Origin of the sequence: Alkalihalobacillus sp. TS-13 (assembly GCF_019720915.1) — a bacterium.
In the GTDB taxonomy this organism is placed as follows: domain Bacteria; phylum Bacillota; class Bacilli; order Bacillales; family Fictibacillaceae; genus Pseudalkalibacillus.
Window position 1 is genome coordinate 1,993,494 of the sequence record NZ_JAHKSI010000001.1, and the last position, 14,807, is coordinate 2,008,300.

A 14,807-nucleotide genomic window follows, 5' to 3' on the forward strand; every position below is an offset into this window, starting at 1 on the left:
CTTGTCATGCTTGGCCTACTTTTCTGCATATACATGAAAAAGAAAGCGTGTTTCCTTCAAAATGAACCGTTATGTACAAAGTATGCAGTAAAAGAAGGCAGGGGCGAATTCATGTCAAAACAAACGTTCATACAAGGCACAATGATTTTGATTGTTGCTGGATTGATTACAAAAGTGTTAGGGTTCATCAATCGAATCGTCATTGCCCGTATCATGGGTCCTGAAGGTGTAGGATTATATATGATGGCTGTCCCGACCTTATTACTTACGATTGCACTGACGCGTCTCGGTCTGCCTGTAGCGATCTCCAAATTGGTAGCAGAGGCAGACGCGCAAAACAATCCGAGAAAAATCAAACAAATCCTTGTCGTTTCGTTAACAATAACAGGAATTCTAAGTATTATTTTTACATTTGCGCTGATTGCACTTGCACCTATTTTATCACGAACATTATTAACTGACCACAGAACTTATTACCCGCTCATTGCGATTGCACCGGTCGTTCCGATTGTCGCACTGTCTTCTGTTATACGGGGATACTTCCAGGGGAGACAGAACATGAAGCCCTCTGCCTATTCCCAGGTAATCGAGCAAGTTGTACGCATTACACTTGTGGCAGTGTTAACAAGTGCACTTCTGCCTTATGGTGTTGAATATGCTGCTGCAGGAGCGATGATTTCAGTTGTAATCGGTGAACTTGCATCCCTCCTTTATATGTTTTCGGCGTTCAAACTCCAAAAACGTATCAGAATTCGAAGAGGATTTTTCAATTATGTGACAAAAGGAAAAGAAACGTTCAATCAATTGATGCGAATATCATTACCGACCACAGCCAGTCAATTGGTCGGATCAGTTTCATATTTTTTCGAACCGATCGTCGTCGCTAGAAGTCTTTATCTTGCGGGTGTCACTACTGTTATTGCAACTCAACAATACGGGTCCTTAGCAGGATATGTCATTCCATTCTTGACGCTTCCAATGTTCATCACCTACTCATTATCAGTCTCACTTGTACCAGCCATCAGCGAAGCAGCTGCACAAAAAAAGCATCATGTCGTGGAATACAGGCTGAATCAAGCTCTGAGGATTTCAATGCTTTCCGGAGGGGTCTCGGTGGTCATCACCTATGTCCTTGCAGCACCTTTAATGGATTTGATGTATAACACACCGGAAGTTGCCGTTTATGTAAAATTGATGGCGCCATTTTTCTTCTTCCTCTATTTCCAGGGACCTCTTCAAGCTGTGCTGCAGGCACTTGATCTGGCTAAGGCAGCAATGATCAACAGTATCATCGGAGCCATCGTCAAAATCATCGCGATCTTTTTGCTCGCTTCTAGGCCAGATCTCGGGATCATGGGTGTAGCCCTTGCAATTGTCATCAATGTTGTACTTGTCACCATGCTCCATTTTGCCACGATTGTAAAAGCAATCAGTTACACGATCGTCGTCAAAGATTATTTAAAAGGCATCCTGGCAATCGCAATGACTGCTGTAGCAGTTTCAGGCTTCCATCATATAGTGGATCTGCAGCTCCTCCCTCGGACATTGTTTTCTATCGGGTTTACGCTGCTATTGTACTTGCTCCTGGTCATCGGTCTAAAATTAATTAAAAAAGAAGACGTCCAATACATCCCATTCTTGAAAAAGATTGTACGTTGAGATTTATCCTTTCAAAATTCGCTATCGCTTGGCTTGCTTGACCCGCAGGAGTGTCGCGAATTATTCGTAAAACGGTACTATTCCTGTAGTCCACCAATTAACAATTACAGTACCTTAAAAAAAATCAACCCGCAAGATTTAGTGGGTTGATTTTTAATCGTCTTCTGTCAGATCGATAAAGAAGATTCCATCTGCCTCTAGAGAACAAAAAGAGATCTTTTTCAAGTCTCGAAAGCCCAGTTTTTTTAACTCCTGGCGTAACCACAGCTCGGTTTTACCTAATCGTTTCAGATGCTGTTCCTGGATTTTTCCGTCCAAAACCAATGGCAAAGGAAAAAGATTACTCCCAGGGTCATCCTCATTTTCTTCCTCTTCCTTTTTAATCACAGAAAGTTTCCCTGTCGGTTCAAGGATCGCAAACTCGACATCCGAGATTTTATTTACTCCATTCTCACGTAATTGAATCAATAAATCGTCGAAGTTATATCGTTGCTTTTTCATTTGGGTTTCATCTATTTGACCTCGATCAATGATGACCGAAGGCTTACCGTCAATAATATGTCTCATTTTTTCGCTTTTTAAAGAGACAAAGGCAAAAAACACTTGCAGTATCAGTAGAACACCGATACCGAGCAACGATTGCATCATCGGTTTTTCAGGACTTTCAATCGATATGACTGCCATTTCCGCAATCATGATTGACACAACAAAGTCTACAATCGATAATTGACCGATTTCCCGCTTCCCCATTAATCGGAATACGATGATGATGATAAAATATATGAAAAGGGTCCGAAACAGTATAATCCCGATTTCCATGGAAGTCTTCTCCTTTCTATACATAGTCTCACCGACTAAGGAGAAGATATGAAAAGATCTGGATGGTAAAATTTTAGTAGTACGCTAATAAGTAGCGTAAAACCAGATAAATCGTTGAAATGATCAGTGAAACGATGACAATCGGGAATCCGATCAGTAAGAATTGTATAAAACTAAAGGTTTGTTTTGATTTTGACGCTAATCCTGCCACGATGACATTTGCTGAAGCCCCAATCAAGGTTGCATTTCCTCCTAAACACGAACCTAAAGCAAGAGCCCACCAGAGCGGATCGAGGTTTTGAATCCCGTATTCCTCGAACTCCATGATGACTGGAATCATGGCAGCTACAAACGGGATATTATCTACAAACCCAGACAATAACCCTGATCCCCATAAAATGATGACCGCAGTCTTAGGTATATCCCCTTCTGTCCAAGACAATATCCCTCTAGCCATTTCATCAATGATTCCCACTTCAATCAACCCACCGACCAAAATGAACAAACCAATGAAGAAAAATAGCGTCACCCATTCGATTGAACGGAAAACTTCTTCAATCTCCTGTTCCTTCGTCGTCAACAATAACAACAACAAAGCACCACTCATTGCGACAGTGGTCAAATCCAAATGAAGGATTGGATGAAGCAAGAAGCCACAAATCGTCATGAGAAGAACCGTAACAGACTTATAAAGCATCGGTCCTTTTTTCAAGTATTCTTTTGGATCAAGCTGCATCAACTGCAATCTTTTTTCACTTGAAATGAATAAACTGCGACGGTAAAAGAGAGATAAACCTCCAATGGCTACAAGATAGATGATCAACACAATTGGTCCAAGATTTAGGATGAAATCATTGAAATCCAGATGATCGACAGCCTGACCGATCATGATGTTTGGAGGATCACCAATTAACGTTGCAGTCCCTCCGATATTCGCAAAAATAATCGCACATATTAAGAATGGTGTGCTAGATACCTTTAACATATTCGTCAGGGTGATGATGATCGGGACCAACAACAGGACTGTTGTGACATTATCCAAAAAAGCTGATCCGATCGCTGTAATCGTGGACATGACGACCAATAACGGTATCGGTTTTCCTTTGACCTGTTGAGCCAAAAGAATCGCTATGTATTCGAATACCCCATTTTGACTCGTAATCGAAACGAGCACCATCATTGAAAATAACAAAGCAATTGTATTCCAATCGACATGCTCGAAGAAAGCTTGCTCGACCTCCAATAGGCCTAAAATGAGCATGATGACTCCACCGCAGCAAGCAACAAGTGCACGATTGATTTTTTCAGTCATGATTCCGATGTAACTGGCTAAAAAAATGATAAACGCTAAGGTTACGTTCACATTTCCCATCCTCTACTTGTCCGTAATAGTACATCGTATGTTAGAGAATAGGTAATCATGTTCGACTTCTAATTTATCTTTGTCCTGAATAAGTTGTACTAAGGAATATACATGCCTATAAGGGGTGAGGGAATATGTCTAGACGTATGATGGCAGCAATGGGGTTCGGACTGATTGTCGTACTGGCGATCATCATGACCAGCAGTTTCTTACTATCGCTTATCCTTCGATTCTCAAATCTGACTGAGCAATCTTTAACCTGGGTCATCCTTGGTTTGTCAGTCATAGCGCTCTTCATTGGAGGAATCGTATCAGGGAGAAAAGGAAAGGAAAAAGGATGGTTGCTAGGGGCAGGTACGGGATTGTTGTTCACACTGGTGGTCTTTCTTGTTCAATACCTTGGTTATCAAGTGAAATTTGATCCGCAGCAGTATATCTATCACCTTGGTTATTTACTTGCCTCAGCTTTAGGAGGGATGATGGGAGTCAATTTCTCTTCACATAAACACTAGGAATATTGTGAAATGTGCGAGACTACTGCGGGTGAGGAGGCTTGCATATTGCCGTGGAAAGCGAGAATATTTCTGATTTGTAGAAAGCAACAAACTCTACGAAAAAACCACAACGAAAAAGAGACTGATCCATCGTGTAATCTGTATTCAGATGCACGAACTGTTTCAGCCTCTTTTTTTGCGGTTATTATTGATTGTTATCGACCACTTCACGAATTGCAGAGCGATCGTATGTAAGTTTCGATCCATCTCCTGCACGAAGGACGACTGAGTTGTTTTCCTCATCAATCGCTTCGATCGTTGCGTGAAAACCGCCAATCGTAATTACGCGATTTCCTTTTTCAAGACCAGACTGCATTTGCGCCGTCTTCTTCTGACGCTTTTGTTGAGGTCTGATCAAGATGAAGTAGAAAATCACGAACATAAGGATAATTGGTATTAATCCACCTAAACCTTCCATTTGTTATTCACCCCTTTCAAGTCATAATGTATGTTAAAAGTTTTTTGCATTCGGTTTATTGAAACCGTACTGTTCAAAAAACTCTTCCCGGAAATCAAGCAATCGATCCTCTCGTATCGCCTGTCTGACCCGCTCCATCAATTCTAACAGAAAATAAAGATTATGATAAGTCGTTAACCGGAAGCCGAATGTTTCACTGCTTTTTACGAGATGTCGGATATATGACCTCGAGTAATTACGGCACGTGTAGCAATCGCAATTTTCGTCAAGAGGCCGGAAATCCCTGCTGAACTTCGCATTCCGGATGACTAATCTTCCTTCGCTCGTCATACAGGTCCCATTACGGGCAATCCTCGTAGGAAGAACACAATCAAACATGTCGATGCCCCGGATCGCTCCATCGATAAGTGAGTCAGGTGACCCAACACCCATAAGGTATCTCGGTTTATCGTCAGGGAGCCACGGTGTGGTGAATTCCAGAACACGGTTCATGACGTCTTTCGGTTCACCGACTGACAAACCACCAACCGCATACCCAGGAAAGTCGAGTGATACAAGATCCTTAGCACTTTGTTTTCGAAGTTCTTCATACTCTCCACCCTGGACGATTCCAAAAAGACCCTGATCTTCAGTCCTTTGGTGAGCTTCCAAGCATCGTTCCGCCCACCGGCTTGTCCGTTCTACAGATGGCTTCATATAAGAATACTCTGCTGGATATGGCGGGCATTCATCAAACGCCATCATGATATCAGACCCTAAAGCATTTTGAATCTCCATAGCACCTTCTGGCGTTAGGAACAATTTTTCGCCATTGAGATGATTTCTAAAGTGGACACCTTCTTCAGTAATTTTCCGTAGATCACTTAAGCTGAAGACCTGGAATCCGCCTGAGTCCGTTAGAATTGCACCATCCCAATTCATGAACGTATGGAGCCCTCCCGCTTCTTTTACGATATCATGACCCGGTCGAAGCCATAGATGATACGTATTGCTGAGGATGATACCTGCACCCATCTGTTCAAGTTCCTCAGGACTCATCGTTTTGACCGTTGCCAAAGTCCCTACTGGCATGAAGACTGGTGTTTCAAATGTACCATGCGGCGTATGGACTTTTCCTAGGCGGGCGCCCGACTGCTTACAGGTTTTGATATGTTCGTATCGTATTGCACTCATGGATGACTGATACTCCCTTCTAATATGAGCATCGAATCTCCGAAGCTGAAAAATCGATACTCTGCATTCACAGCCTCTTCATAAGACTTCATTATCAAATCTCTTCCTGCGAATGCACTTACTAACATAATCAATGTAGATTGTGGAAGGTGGAAGTTAGTAATCAGTCCATCGATCCCATTGAATACATAGCCTGGATAAATGAAAATCTCCGTCCAACCTGATTGTTCATCAAATTCTTTCGGGCTGTTTTGTGCAACTGTTTCAAGCGTACGTGCAGATGTCGTACCGACCGCAATGATCCGCCCTCCATCTCTTCGGACTTGATTCAACAAGTTCGCTGTACCCTTAGAAATTTGATAATATTCCCCATGCATCTCATGTTCTTCAACATTCTCCACCGATACCGGCCTGAATGTTCCCAGCCCTACATGTAAGGTAATATATGCGACATGGACTCCCTTGTTTTGAAGCTTTTCAATCAATTCTTCTGTAAAATGAAGACCAGCTGTCGGAGCTGCAACTGAACCGATATGCTTTGAAAAGACAGTCTGATACCGTTCCTTATCATTCAATTGCTCCCGTATATATGGAGGGAGAGGCATCTCTCCGAGTTGATCGAGGATTTCGAGGAACGTTCCTCCCTCATAGGCAAAGCTCAATAATCGTTCTCCCTGATCTCCTTCTTCTATACAGGTCGCTTTCAGCCTGCCTTCGCCAAAAGAAAGAGTAGTCCCTTTTCTTACACGTTTTGCTGGTTTGACAAGGGTCTTCCACGTATTGTCCGCTTCTTCTTTCAAAAGTAAGACCTCAATTTTCGCTCCGGTCTCAGATTTTATACCGTATAAACGTGCAGGTAACACACGAGTATCATTCAATACCAAGCAATCTCCCGGTTTTAAGTATTTTGGGATATCGCTGAATGCATTATGTTCAATACCGCCTGATTCTGGATCGACCACCAGCATTCGCGATTTTGTACGATCCTTCAGCGGTGTTTGCGCAATCAAATGTTCTGGCAAATTAAAATCAAATTCATTTACTTTCATTATCACTTCACCTATTTATCTGCTTTTTTGTATGTTCATTGTTGTTAAGAGTTGGCTCTATCTGAAGCGTCCGATCAAATAAAAAATCAACGAAAGGACGATACTCACGACAATAGATGTGACAATCGGAAAATAAAAGGTCGTATTTCCTTTTTTGAAAACGATATCGCCTGGTAATTTTCCGATGAAACTGCCAATGATTCCAAATAGAATAAATACGATCCCGATAACAATGAAAATTTTACTCATGGCCTTTTCGGTTCCTCCAAGTCAAAATGCTTGTAGGCAAGTCCAGTTGTCATACGCCCCCTTGGTGTCCGTTGGATGAATCCAATCTGGAGCAAATAAGGTTCGTAGACGTCTTCGATCGTTTGAGGTTCTTCACCAATTGTTGCTGCGATGGTATTCAAACCTACAGGACCGCCTTTGTAATTTTCAATAATCCCTCTTAACAATTTATAGTCAATATTGTCCAATCCTAAACGGTCCACTTGAAGCCTTTCAAGTGCTTGGACCGCAATATCCTTTGTTATGATCCCATCTCCTTGTACCTGTGCGAAATCACGAACCCTTTTCAGTAGTCTGTTTACGATACGAGGAGTGCCGCGAGCTCTCCGCCCTAATTCTTCAGCAGCATCCGGCTGGACTTTTATCTCAAAAAAATCTCCTGTACGGATGACGATTTCCGTCAAATCATCTAATTCATAGTAATCAAGCCTGCTATGCACACCAAAACGGTCACGCAGCGGAGCAGATAACAAACCTGCTCGAGTTGTCGCTCCTACTAACGTAAAAGGTGGTAGATCCAAACGTACAGATCTGGCTGTTTCCCCTTTTCCAATAACGATATCAAGGCAAAAGTCTTCCATCGCCGGATACAAGACCTCTTCAACTGATCGATGCAGCCGATGGATTTCATCGATGAAGAGGACATCCCCAGGTTCAAGTGCAGTTAAAATCGCTGCTAGATCACCAGGCCGCTCGATTGCTGGGCCACTTGTAGTCCGAATGTTTACACCCATTTCATTAGCGATGATACAGGAAAGAGTCGTCTTTCCTAAACCAGGAGGACCATATAAGAGTACGTGATCAAGTGGTTCACTTCGCATTTTTGCAGCTTCAATGAAGACTTGAAGATTTTCTTTTACCTTCCGTTGTCCGATATATTGTTGGAGGTATTGTGGCCGCAGACTAAATTCAAGCGTTTCATCTTCCTGATTGAGTTCATTAGAAATTATCCGTTCTTCCATCTCACACCCACCTCAGGTCAATTCAATAATAATTGTAAAGCTTTCTTTATGTATTGATCCGTTGACAATCCACTTTCACCTTCTAGCTGAGGTGCAACTTTCTTGATTTCTTTCTGACCATAGCCAAGAGCTTCAAGTGCTTCAAATGCATCTTGAAGACCATCTTCTGGCTTTTCAACTTTGGGTTTCTCTTCGATTTTCACTTCAGTCCAGTTCGTCAATTTCCCTTTGAGATCCAAAATCATCTGTCTGGCAGTCTTTTTACCGACCCCTGGAAAACGTGTAAGAAACTTCTCATCTTCATTTTCAATGGCAGTAACGACCTGATCCGGCTTCCCAGATGCTAGAATAGCCAGTGCTCCTTTTGGGCCAATTCCAGAAACTTGGATCAATTTCATGAACAAATCACGTTCATCCAGGTTTTCAAACCCATACAACGCCAAAATATCTTCACGTACATGCTGATACGTAAAAATAGTCGTCGTGTTTCCAATTTGTTTTTGATATATGAAAGGATTCGGACAGTTAATTTTATATCCGATATTGCCGCATTCGAGTACGACATGATCTGTATGTATGTATTTCACTATTCCTGTAATATAATCAATCAATGTTAGTAACCTTCTCCCCTATTTTGTTGATGTTTGCGAAAATCACTCCCTTTCCGCGGGCGATCCGCAAGCCTGAGTTCCTCGCTGTGGGGTCTTACCTGACTCGCTTATCCCGCTGGAATGTCGCGAATTTCAGTAAAATCAAACTTTGTCAGAAATCAACAGTATTCTTAAACGAAGCCATAAGAAAAGTTCTTTTATAAGAGTGTAGCGGTTTTTCTTTTTTAGTTTCCTTCTACACTTTTGGCCGGAATATCCGTTAAATCGGCCGGATTATAGCCGGAAGCAGCAGGAATATTTATGAAACTGGCCGAATTATGAGCAATAACCGCCGGATTCTGTTAATCCATAAAAATACGAACGTCTCTTCTTATTTTTTCATTGTAGCACATCTGTTGAAGAAAAGTCGAAAGAATATAAGAGCTGACGGAGTTTCAATCGCTAGTATCACTCTTCTTTAAGATACTTGTCATTCATTGATTTCTGCGACATTCACTTCCATTCCACAGGAGCGTCACAAACTCGCTTAACTCAAAAGGTACCAACTTTTTAATCTCTCAAAGCCTAGGATGAAAATAAAAACGACCTGCTGGGAAAAGTTTCAGCAGGCCCTATTGTTCATTTTTTGATAGCATATGGTTCATATTGATTGAGTACTTCTTGGTAATCTGATTTGGTTTCAATCCGTATTCCTTCTTTCAACTTTTCAAGAAGATTACTTTCGAGTTTATTCACATCGATTTGATAGAAGGACTGTATGATTTGGTCTTCATGAGGTCTACCATTGAAAATCGTAAGGATGCTATCCTCCGTCAGACCGAAAAAACCATTCACTTTTGAGAGTGGTGAGATATCATCGATTTCTTTCTCGAATATGACTCGTTTCAAATCTTGGTCGATCATTTGCCAATCAGCGTAAGCTGCCCAAAAATCTTCCATCGACCAGATTGTTTCATAAATGACTTCTTGACTGCTTTCCCCGTCTAAATAAGTTCGCTGTAGAAGAACTTCGACAGTGAGTGGACCAGAAACAGTCTGTGCTTCCTGCTCGTGCGTTTGACTTTGGGAAGGAAGGTTTGCTTTCACCTCGTCCTCAAATGAATGAAACAACAGCACATAAACTGCCCCTAATACGGATACAACTATAGGAAAAATCCAAGCTGCTTTCACAGGGAAGGTTTTCACCTGACTATCACCTCACGTTTGTCTTCCTCAGACAAATATACATTCAGTAATAGTTTTACCGAATCAGGGTAATTTATCCATCTTAAATGAATCGCTATTGTTCATCGACAATTTCAAGGTTATGATACACTTCCTGAACATCATCAAGCTCTTCCAATGCCTCGATCAGGTTGAACATTCTTTGTTCATCCTCCCCTTCAAGCTTTGTCAGCGTCTGAGGAATCATCGTGATTTCTGCAGTTGAAGGTGTATATCCTTTTGAAAATAAATCATTCTTAACACTAGAAAATTGTTCGGCATCGGTGTAGATCTCATACGATTCTTCATTCATTTCATATTCTTCTGCACCTGATTCGATGATTTCTAAAATGAATTCATCTTCAGAAAGTGAAACATCGTCTTGATCAATGATAATCACACCTTTACGTTCAAACATGAAAGCCACACATCCAGATTCTCCTAAGTTCCCGCCATTTTTCGAAAACGCATGTCTTATTTCAGCAGCAGTGCGATTTTTATTATCCGTAAGTACTTCAACCATCACAGCTGTACCATCTGCTCCATATCCTTCATAGACGATTTCTTCATAGTTGACGCCTTCTAAATTTCCAGTCGCCTTTTTAATAGCACGATCGATATTTTCATTCGGCATGTTTGCTGATTTTGCTTTATCAACAGCTAAACGGAGTGATGGATTTGTCTCGGGGTCACCGCCACCTTCTTTTGCAGCTACAAAAATTTCTTTAGCAAGCTTCATAAACACTTTTCCGCGCTTTGCATCCTGCGCATTTTTCCTGCGTTGTATATTTTTCCATTTAGAATGTCCTGCCATATTGTTTCTCCCCTTTTCTTACACTTCTTTTTTCAATATAGCACATATCTATACCCTTAAAAAAGAAAATGGAGCTGACACAAAAGGCGTCAACTCCAGCTCTAAACTTCTTTAACGATTGTTTTGGAAAGGTCGTTGCATTGCATCCCCTATGTCGTTCATAATTGAATTTACATCTGAACGAACTTCTGCGAAACCATTCCCATTTCTCAAATCGTCATCGACATTTCTGATTCTTGTAAACATTTCTTCGTCCGTTGTTACCCGAACGTTTTTATCAGTTATTTGTTGCACAACTTCTTTTACTTGCTTTCTAACATCCTGGTCGTTTTGATCATTCGTATCGACGCCAATCAAAACTGTGTCACCATTAACCACGACACGCACATCATCAACGTTTTTCATTTCCTTGACTCTCTTGGAAATTCGAGCAGCAAGCTCTTCACCATTATAATCATCTGCATAATTGACTTCTGCCCTGTCGAGGTCTCTGCGATCACGATCTGCAATCTGAGTTAAAGGTCCCTCATTGGCATCATCATTCGTATAATATCCAATAGGACGAGTGTCATTATTATAACGTGTTTCCATCGCTCCGTTACCATCTGCATTACATGCCGTCAATGCACTTGTCAGCATTAAAGCTGAAGTCAATACAATTAATTTTTTCATTAATAAACCTCCTTTCACCATTTAGAATGGCAATCGGAGGTTTAAATTAATCCTATTTGAGACGGAAATAGTTCCCTATTCTTTTTTGGTGTCTTTTTTCTTTTGTTTCCTTGGCTGCATCTGAATGTCAATGTCCCAATAAGGGTCCCTACCTGGAGTCTGGCCCATCATTCCGCCTTGGCCCTGTTGCATCCATGGCATCTGTCCTGCGCCTTGCTGACCTTGCATCATTGGGAGCTGACCCATCATGCCACCCTGATCTTGTTGCATTCCTGGCATTTGACCGCCGCCTTGCTGACCTTGCATCATCGGCAGCTGACCCATCATGCCACCCTGATCTTGTTGCATCCATGGCATTTGACCGCCGCCCTGCTGACCTTGCATCATCGGCATCTGACCCATCATGCCACCCTGATCTTGTTGCATCCATGGCATTTGACCGCCGCCTTGCTGACCTTGCATCATCGGCATCTGACCCATCATGCCACCCTGATCTTGTTGCATCCATGGCATTTGACCGCCGCCTTGCTGACCTTGCGTCATTGGGAGCTGACCCATCATGCCGCCTTGATCTTGTTGCATCCATGGCATTTGACCGCCGCCTTGCTGACCTTGCGACATTGGGAGCTGACCCATCATTCCGCCTTGATCTTGACTTGCCCATGGATTTAGAGCTTCATTATTCTGACCTTGCTGCATCATCTGACCGCCACTTTGTTCTTGGCCTATCCACGGCATTTGCCCGCCACTTTGGTCTTGGCCCATCCATGGCATCTGTCCGCCACTTTGCCCTTGACCCATCCATGGCATTTGCCCACCACTTTGTTCTTGGCCCATCCACGGCATTTGCCCGCCACTTTGGCCTTGAACCATCCATGGCATCTGTCCGCCGCCATGTTCTTGACTCACCCACTGATAGTCATCATAATCCATATCTTCCATTCCGTACATTCCTTCTGGCGACATGTATCCATTTGGTATATCTCCGTATTGGTCCATATGACCATACATAGGATATCCTCCCATTTGATGGGGATAGCCATACGGTTGCATCATTGGTCCACAGCAAGAATCCATCATTTGATAAGAACCGTAATGTCCCCACGGTCCTGCACAAGGATCGGGCATACAGTAATCATCATATGGTATACATTCAACTGGCGGACAAGGCTTGACAGGTTTTGGCTTAGGCATTTCATATGTGGTCGTCTTTTCTTCTTTTTGTAAGCCTAATGTAATTTGGAATTCTTCCTCTGTGATCGGTGCCTTAGGTTTTTTAACAACTGGTTTTTCTTTTACGATCGGTTTTTCCTTTATCGGCTTCTCTTTTATCGGCAACTCTTTTTTAATCGGCATTTCTTTTTTGATTGGCATCTCTTTTTTCGTAGGTGCTTGGATTGGCATTTCTTTTTTCGGTTTAGGCATTGGTTTTTCCTTTGTTATCGGTTTCTCCTTCATTTTCATATTCATATGTGGCATTATTTTGTTCTTCATATTACCCGGATTATTTTGTTTTCCGTTCGGATTGCTAGTAGGTACTTTTACTTTGGCACCAGGATAAATAGTATCAGGTGTCTTGATTTGGGGATTAGCTTTGATGACATCTTGTAAATCTACACCGTACATTTTAGCAATTTTCCAAAGTGTATCCCCTTTTTTGACAATGTGTATTTTCAAAACGATCTCCTCCCTGCCTAATTCATTACACAGTATATGAGAGATTGGGCATCTTGCTACACTTTTAAGAAACGGTCTGTTCACCATAATCATTATATGAGTCTGTTTAAACACATATTCTTTATGAATGTGAAGGGCTCGTTATTCCGATTGAAAATATGGTATTCTTAAATGAACGAAACTGTTGTACTAGGAGGAAAAGCGTAATGAAAGATAAAGAAGATAAGGTCTTAGGGGAAGAACGGAGGGACCTTCTGCTTCAATGGCTGAAGCAAAGTGAGACTCCACTGACGGGAAGTTATCTTGCAAAACAGACAAATGTGAGCCGGCAGGTGATTGTTCAAGATATTTCGTTGTTGAAAGCTCGGAATGAACCCATTATGGCTACGTCCAATGGATACTTATACTTCCAACCCGTTTCTTCAAAACAGAAATACAAGAGAATCATTGCATGCCAGCATTCTTCTGATGAAACAGTAGATGAACTCAATACAATTGTCGATTATGGCGTTACTGTAAAAGATGTTACGATTGAACACCCTGTCTATGGAGACTTGACTGGGGTGATCATGATTCAAAGTCGTCATGATGTTGCACAATTCATCAATAAAGTACGTGAAACCAACGCGGCTTACCTGCTTGAATTGACGGACGGTGTCCACCTGCACAAATTAGAAGCAGATTCAGAAGATCAGTTGGACCAAGCATGCAGAGCATTAGAAGAGAAAGGGTACTTGTTGTCACGATCATAGCTTTTTCAATTAGCTATTCAGAAGTTGCTGAATTTCCTATATTGAAGCAAATTCAATTTTTATCGGTGCATCTCTGGTTTTTATCGCTGCAAAACCGAAATAATTCGACGCAGTTTAGTGATTTATCGTCACCTTTCAATTCTCGCTATGCGCCGGACCCGATTATGTTCACTTGTCTGACATGCTCCAACTTTTCAAGAGCTTTTAGAATACCATTAATGTCTTCTTTAGAAGATGCTGTCTCGATCGACAGCGTAACATTTGCTTTTCCTTGAAGGGGAATCGTTTGGTGAATCGTCAAGATATTACATCCTAATTCGGCTAGAATCCTAAGTAAGGACGACAATGATCCTGAACGGTCTTCCAAATGGATAGATATAGACACGATTTGCTTTTGAACCATGGTTTCAAACGGGAAAATCCGATCCCGGTATTTATAAAATGCACTTCTGCTTAAATCTACGGCGTTAACTGCCTCATTAATTGTACTCACTTTTCCAGTTTCTAAAAGCGCTTTCGCTTCAAGCGTTTTCGTCATCGCTTCGGAAAGGACATCCTCTTGTACCAAATAAAAACGTTCACCTTTACGATCCATCTTGCAGCCTCCTGTTAAGGAATTGTTACCTCAGTATATAAGGATTAGCTTTTGTTAGCAACTTTATCGTATTATGTATGCTTTTTATTGGTACAGTTCAAATTGTGCTTTTACACAGAAACGTCCCTAAACTCAATTTTTAGAAATGTCAAGAATGAACAGATTAATCCTGAAAGTGAACAGAGTATTGATGAGAGT

Annotated in this window: 16 protein-coding genes; 3 read left to right on the forward strand and 13 right to left on the reverse strand. The window is 41.7% G+C overall.

Annotation, left to right across the window (positions count from 1 at the left end; translation table 11 throughout):
- Positions 1-111 precede the first annotated feature (111 nt).
- Entirely contained in the window at positions 112-1,659 is a 1,548-nt protein-coding gene (gene spoVB, locus KOL94_RS09825; RefSeq protein WP_221567654.1) for a stage V sporulation protein B, read from the forward strand.
- Between the two features lie 153 nt (positions 1,660-1,812).
- Here the strand turns inward: spoVB and KOL94_RS09830 are convergent, their stop codons facing one another.
- Both KOL94_RS09830 and KOL94_RS09835 read right to left on the reverse strand, forming a co-directional pair.
- Positions 1,813-2,478 (reverse strand): DUF421 domain-containing protein, encoded by a 666-nt coding sequence (locus KOL94_RS09830; RefSeq protein WP_221566197.1) that lies wholly within the window; start codon positions 2,476-2,478, stop codon positions 1,813-1,815.
- 73 nt (positions 2,479-2,551) lie between these two features.
- Positions 2,552-3,841: an ArsB/NhaD family transporter gene (locus tag KOL94_RS09835; protein WP_221566199.1), complete on the reverse strand. Its 1,290-nt coding sequence runs from the start codon at positions 3,839-3,841 to the stop codon at positions 2,552-2,554.
- Between the two features lie 134 nt (positions 3,842-3,975).
- Between KOL94_RS09835 and KOL94_RS09840 the strand changes: the two genes are divergently transcribed.
- A complete protein-coding gene (locus tag KOL94_RS09840) occupies positions 3,976-4,353 on the forward strand; it encodes a TIGR04086 family membrane protein (protein ID WP_221566201.1) in 378 nt (125 codons plus the stop codon).
- Between the two features lie 187 nt (positions 4,354-4,540).
- On the opposite strand, the gene yajC is transcribed toward KOL94_RS09840, so the two are convergent.
- From yajC to safA, 10 genes are all read right to left on the reverse strand, one after another.
- A complete protein-coding gene (yajC, locus tag KOL94_RS09845; protein WP_221566203.1) occupies positions 4,541-4,813 on the reverse strand; it encodes a preprotein translocase subunit YajC in 273 nt (90 codons plus the stop codon).
- A 33-nt stretch (positions 4,814-4,846) separates the two neighbouring features.
- Positions 4,847-5,986 carry a tRNA guanosine(34) transglycosylase Tgt gene (tgt, locus tag KOL94_RS09850; RefSeq protein ID WP_221566205.1) on the reverse strand — a complete coding sequence of 380 codons (1,140 nt, stop codon included), beginning with the start codon at positions 5,984-5,986 and terminating at the stop codon, positions 4,847-4,849.
- Positions 5,983-7,035, reverse strand: a complete 1,053-nt coding sequence (gene queA / locus KOL94_RS09855; protein ID WP_221566207.1) for a tRNA preQ1(34) S-adenosylmethionine ribosyltransferase-isomerase QueA — start codon at positions 7,033-7,035, stop codon at positions 5,983-5,985. Before queA ends, tgt begins: the two co-directional genes overlap by 4 nt.
- A 57-nt stretch (positions 7,036-7,092) precedes the next feature.
- The gene (locus tag KOL94_RS09860; protein ID WP_221566209.1) at positions 7,093-7,284 is read right to left on the reverse strand and encodes a DUF2905 domain-containing protein; all 192 of its coding nucleotides are present in this window, start codon (positions 7,282-7,284) and stop codon (positions 7,093-7,095) included.
- On the reverse strand, positions 7,281-8,285 hold the full coding sequence (gene ruvB, locus KOL94_RS09865; protein WP_221566211.1) for a Holliday junction branch migration DNA helicase RuvB: 1,005 nt from the start codon (positions 8,283-8,285) through the stop codon (positions 7,281-7,283). Before ruvB ends, KOL94_RS09860 begins: the two co-directional genes overlap by 4 nt.
- Positions 8,286-8,302: 17 nt before the next feature.
- On the reverse strand, positions 8,303-8,896 hold the full coding sequence (ruvA, locus tag KOL94_RS09870; protein WP_221566213.1) for a Holliday junction branch migration protein RuvA: 594 nt from the start codon (positions 8,894-8,896) through the stop codon (positions 8,303-8,305).
- Positions 8,897-9,514: 618 nt separating this feature from the next.
- Positions 9,515-10,081, reverse strand: coding sequence for a BofC C-terminal domain-containing protein (locus tag KOL94_RS09875; RefSeq protein ID WP_311775124.1), 567 nt, complete (start codon positions 10,079-10,081; stop codon positions 9,515-9,517).
- Positions 10,082-10,175: 94 nt separating this feature from the next.
- Positions 10,176-10,913 (reverse strand): YebC/PmpR family DNA-binding transcriptional regulator, encoded by a 738-nt coding sequence (locus KOL94_RS09880; RefSeq protein ID WP_221566215.1) that lies wholly within the window; start codon positions 10,911-10,913, stop codon positions 10,176-10,178.
- Between the two features lie 111 nt (positions 10,914-11,024).
- Positions 11,025-11,585 carry a YhcN/YlaJ family sporulation lipoprotein gene (locus tag KOL94_RS09885; RefSeq protein WP_221566217.1) on the reverse strand — a complete coding sequence of 187 codons (561 nt, stop codon included), beginning with the start codon at positions 11,583-11,585 and terminating at the stop codon, positions 11,025-11,027.
- Positions 11,586-11,660: 75 nt separating this feature from the next.
- Complete coding sequence (gene safA, locus KOL94_RS09890; protein ID WP_221566219.1) at positions 11,661-13,262, reverse strand: SafA/ExsA family spore coat assembly protein; 1,602 nt, start codon at positions 13,260-13,262, stop codon at positions 11,661-11,663.
- Between the two features lie 206 nt (positions 13,263-13,468).
- On the opposite strand from safA, the gene KOL94_RS09895 reads away from it, so the two are divergent.
- Positions 13,469-14,014 carry a transcription repressor NadR gene (locus tag KOL94_RS09895; protein ID WP_221566221.1) on the forward strand — a complete coding sequence of 182 codons (546 nt, stop codon included), beginning with the start codon at positions 13,469-13,471 and terminating at the stop codon, positions 14,012-14,014.
- Positions 14,015-14,159: 145 nt separating this feature from the next.
- Here KOL94_RS09895 and KOL94_RS09900 read toward each other — a convergent pair whose 3' ends face one another.
- Positions 14,160-14,609 carry an ACT domain-containing protein gene (locus KOL94_RS09900; RefSeq protein WP_221566223.1) on the reverse strand — a complete coding sequence of 150 codons (450 nt, stop codon included), beginning with the start codon at positions 14,607-14,609 and terminating at the stop codon, positions 14,160-14,162.
- Between the last annotated feature and the right edge of the window lie 198 nt (positions 14,610-14,807).

Excerpts from the sequence above, each read along its gene's own strand:
- spoVB (WP_221567654.1), top strand. The coding sequence starts at position 112 with ATGTCAAAACAAACGTTCATACAAGGCACAATGATTTTGATTGTTGCT.
- KOL94_RS09830 (WP_221566197.1), bottom strand. The coding sequence starts at position 2,478 with ATGGAAATCGGGATTATACTGTTTCGGACCCTTTTCATATATTTTATC.
- KOL94_RS09840 (WP_221566201.1), top strand. The coding sequence starts at position 3,976 with ATGTCTAGACGTATGATGGCAGCAATGGGGTTCGGACTGATTGTCGTA.
- yajC (WP_221566203.1), bottom strand. The coding sequence starts at position 4,813 with ATGGAAGGTTTAGGTGGATTAATACCAATTATCCTTATGTTCGTGATT.
- tgt (WP_221566205.1), bottom strand. The coding sequence starts at position 5,986 with ATGAGTGCAATACGATACGAACATATCAAAACCTGTAAGCAGTCGGGC.
- queA (WP_221566207.1), bottom strand. The coding sequence starts at position 7,035 with ATGAAAGTAAATGAATTTGATTTTAATTTGCCAGAACATTTGATTGCG.
- KOL94_RS09860 (WP_221566209.1), bottom strand. The coding sequence starts at position 7,284 with ATGAGTAAAATTTTCATTGTTATCGGGATCGTATTTATTCTATTTGGA.
- ruvB (WP_221566211.1), bottom strand. The coding sequence starts at position 8,285 with ATGGAAGAACGGATAATTTCTAATGAACTCAATCAGGAAGATGAAACG.
- KOL94_RS09880 (WP_221566215.1), bottom strand. The coding sequence starts at position 10,913 with ATGGCAGGACATTCTAAATGGAAAAATATACAACGCAGGAAAAATGCG.
- KOL94_RS09885 (WP_221566217.1), bottom strand. The coding sequence starts at position 11,585 with ATGAAAAAATTAATTGTATTGACTTCAGCTTTAATGCTGACAAGTGCA.
- KOL94_RS09895 (WP_221566221.1), top strand. The coding sequence starts at position 13,469 with ATGAAAGATAAAGAAGATAAGGTCTTAGGGGAAGAACGGAGGGACCTT.
- KOL94_RS09900 (WP_221566223.1), bottom strand. The coding sequence starts at position 14,609 with ATGGATCGTAAAGGTGAACGTTTTTATTTGGTACAAGAGGATGTCCTT.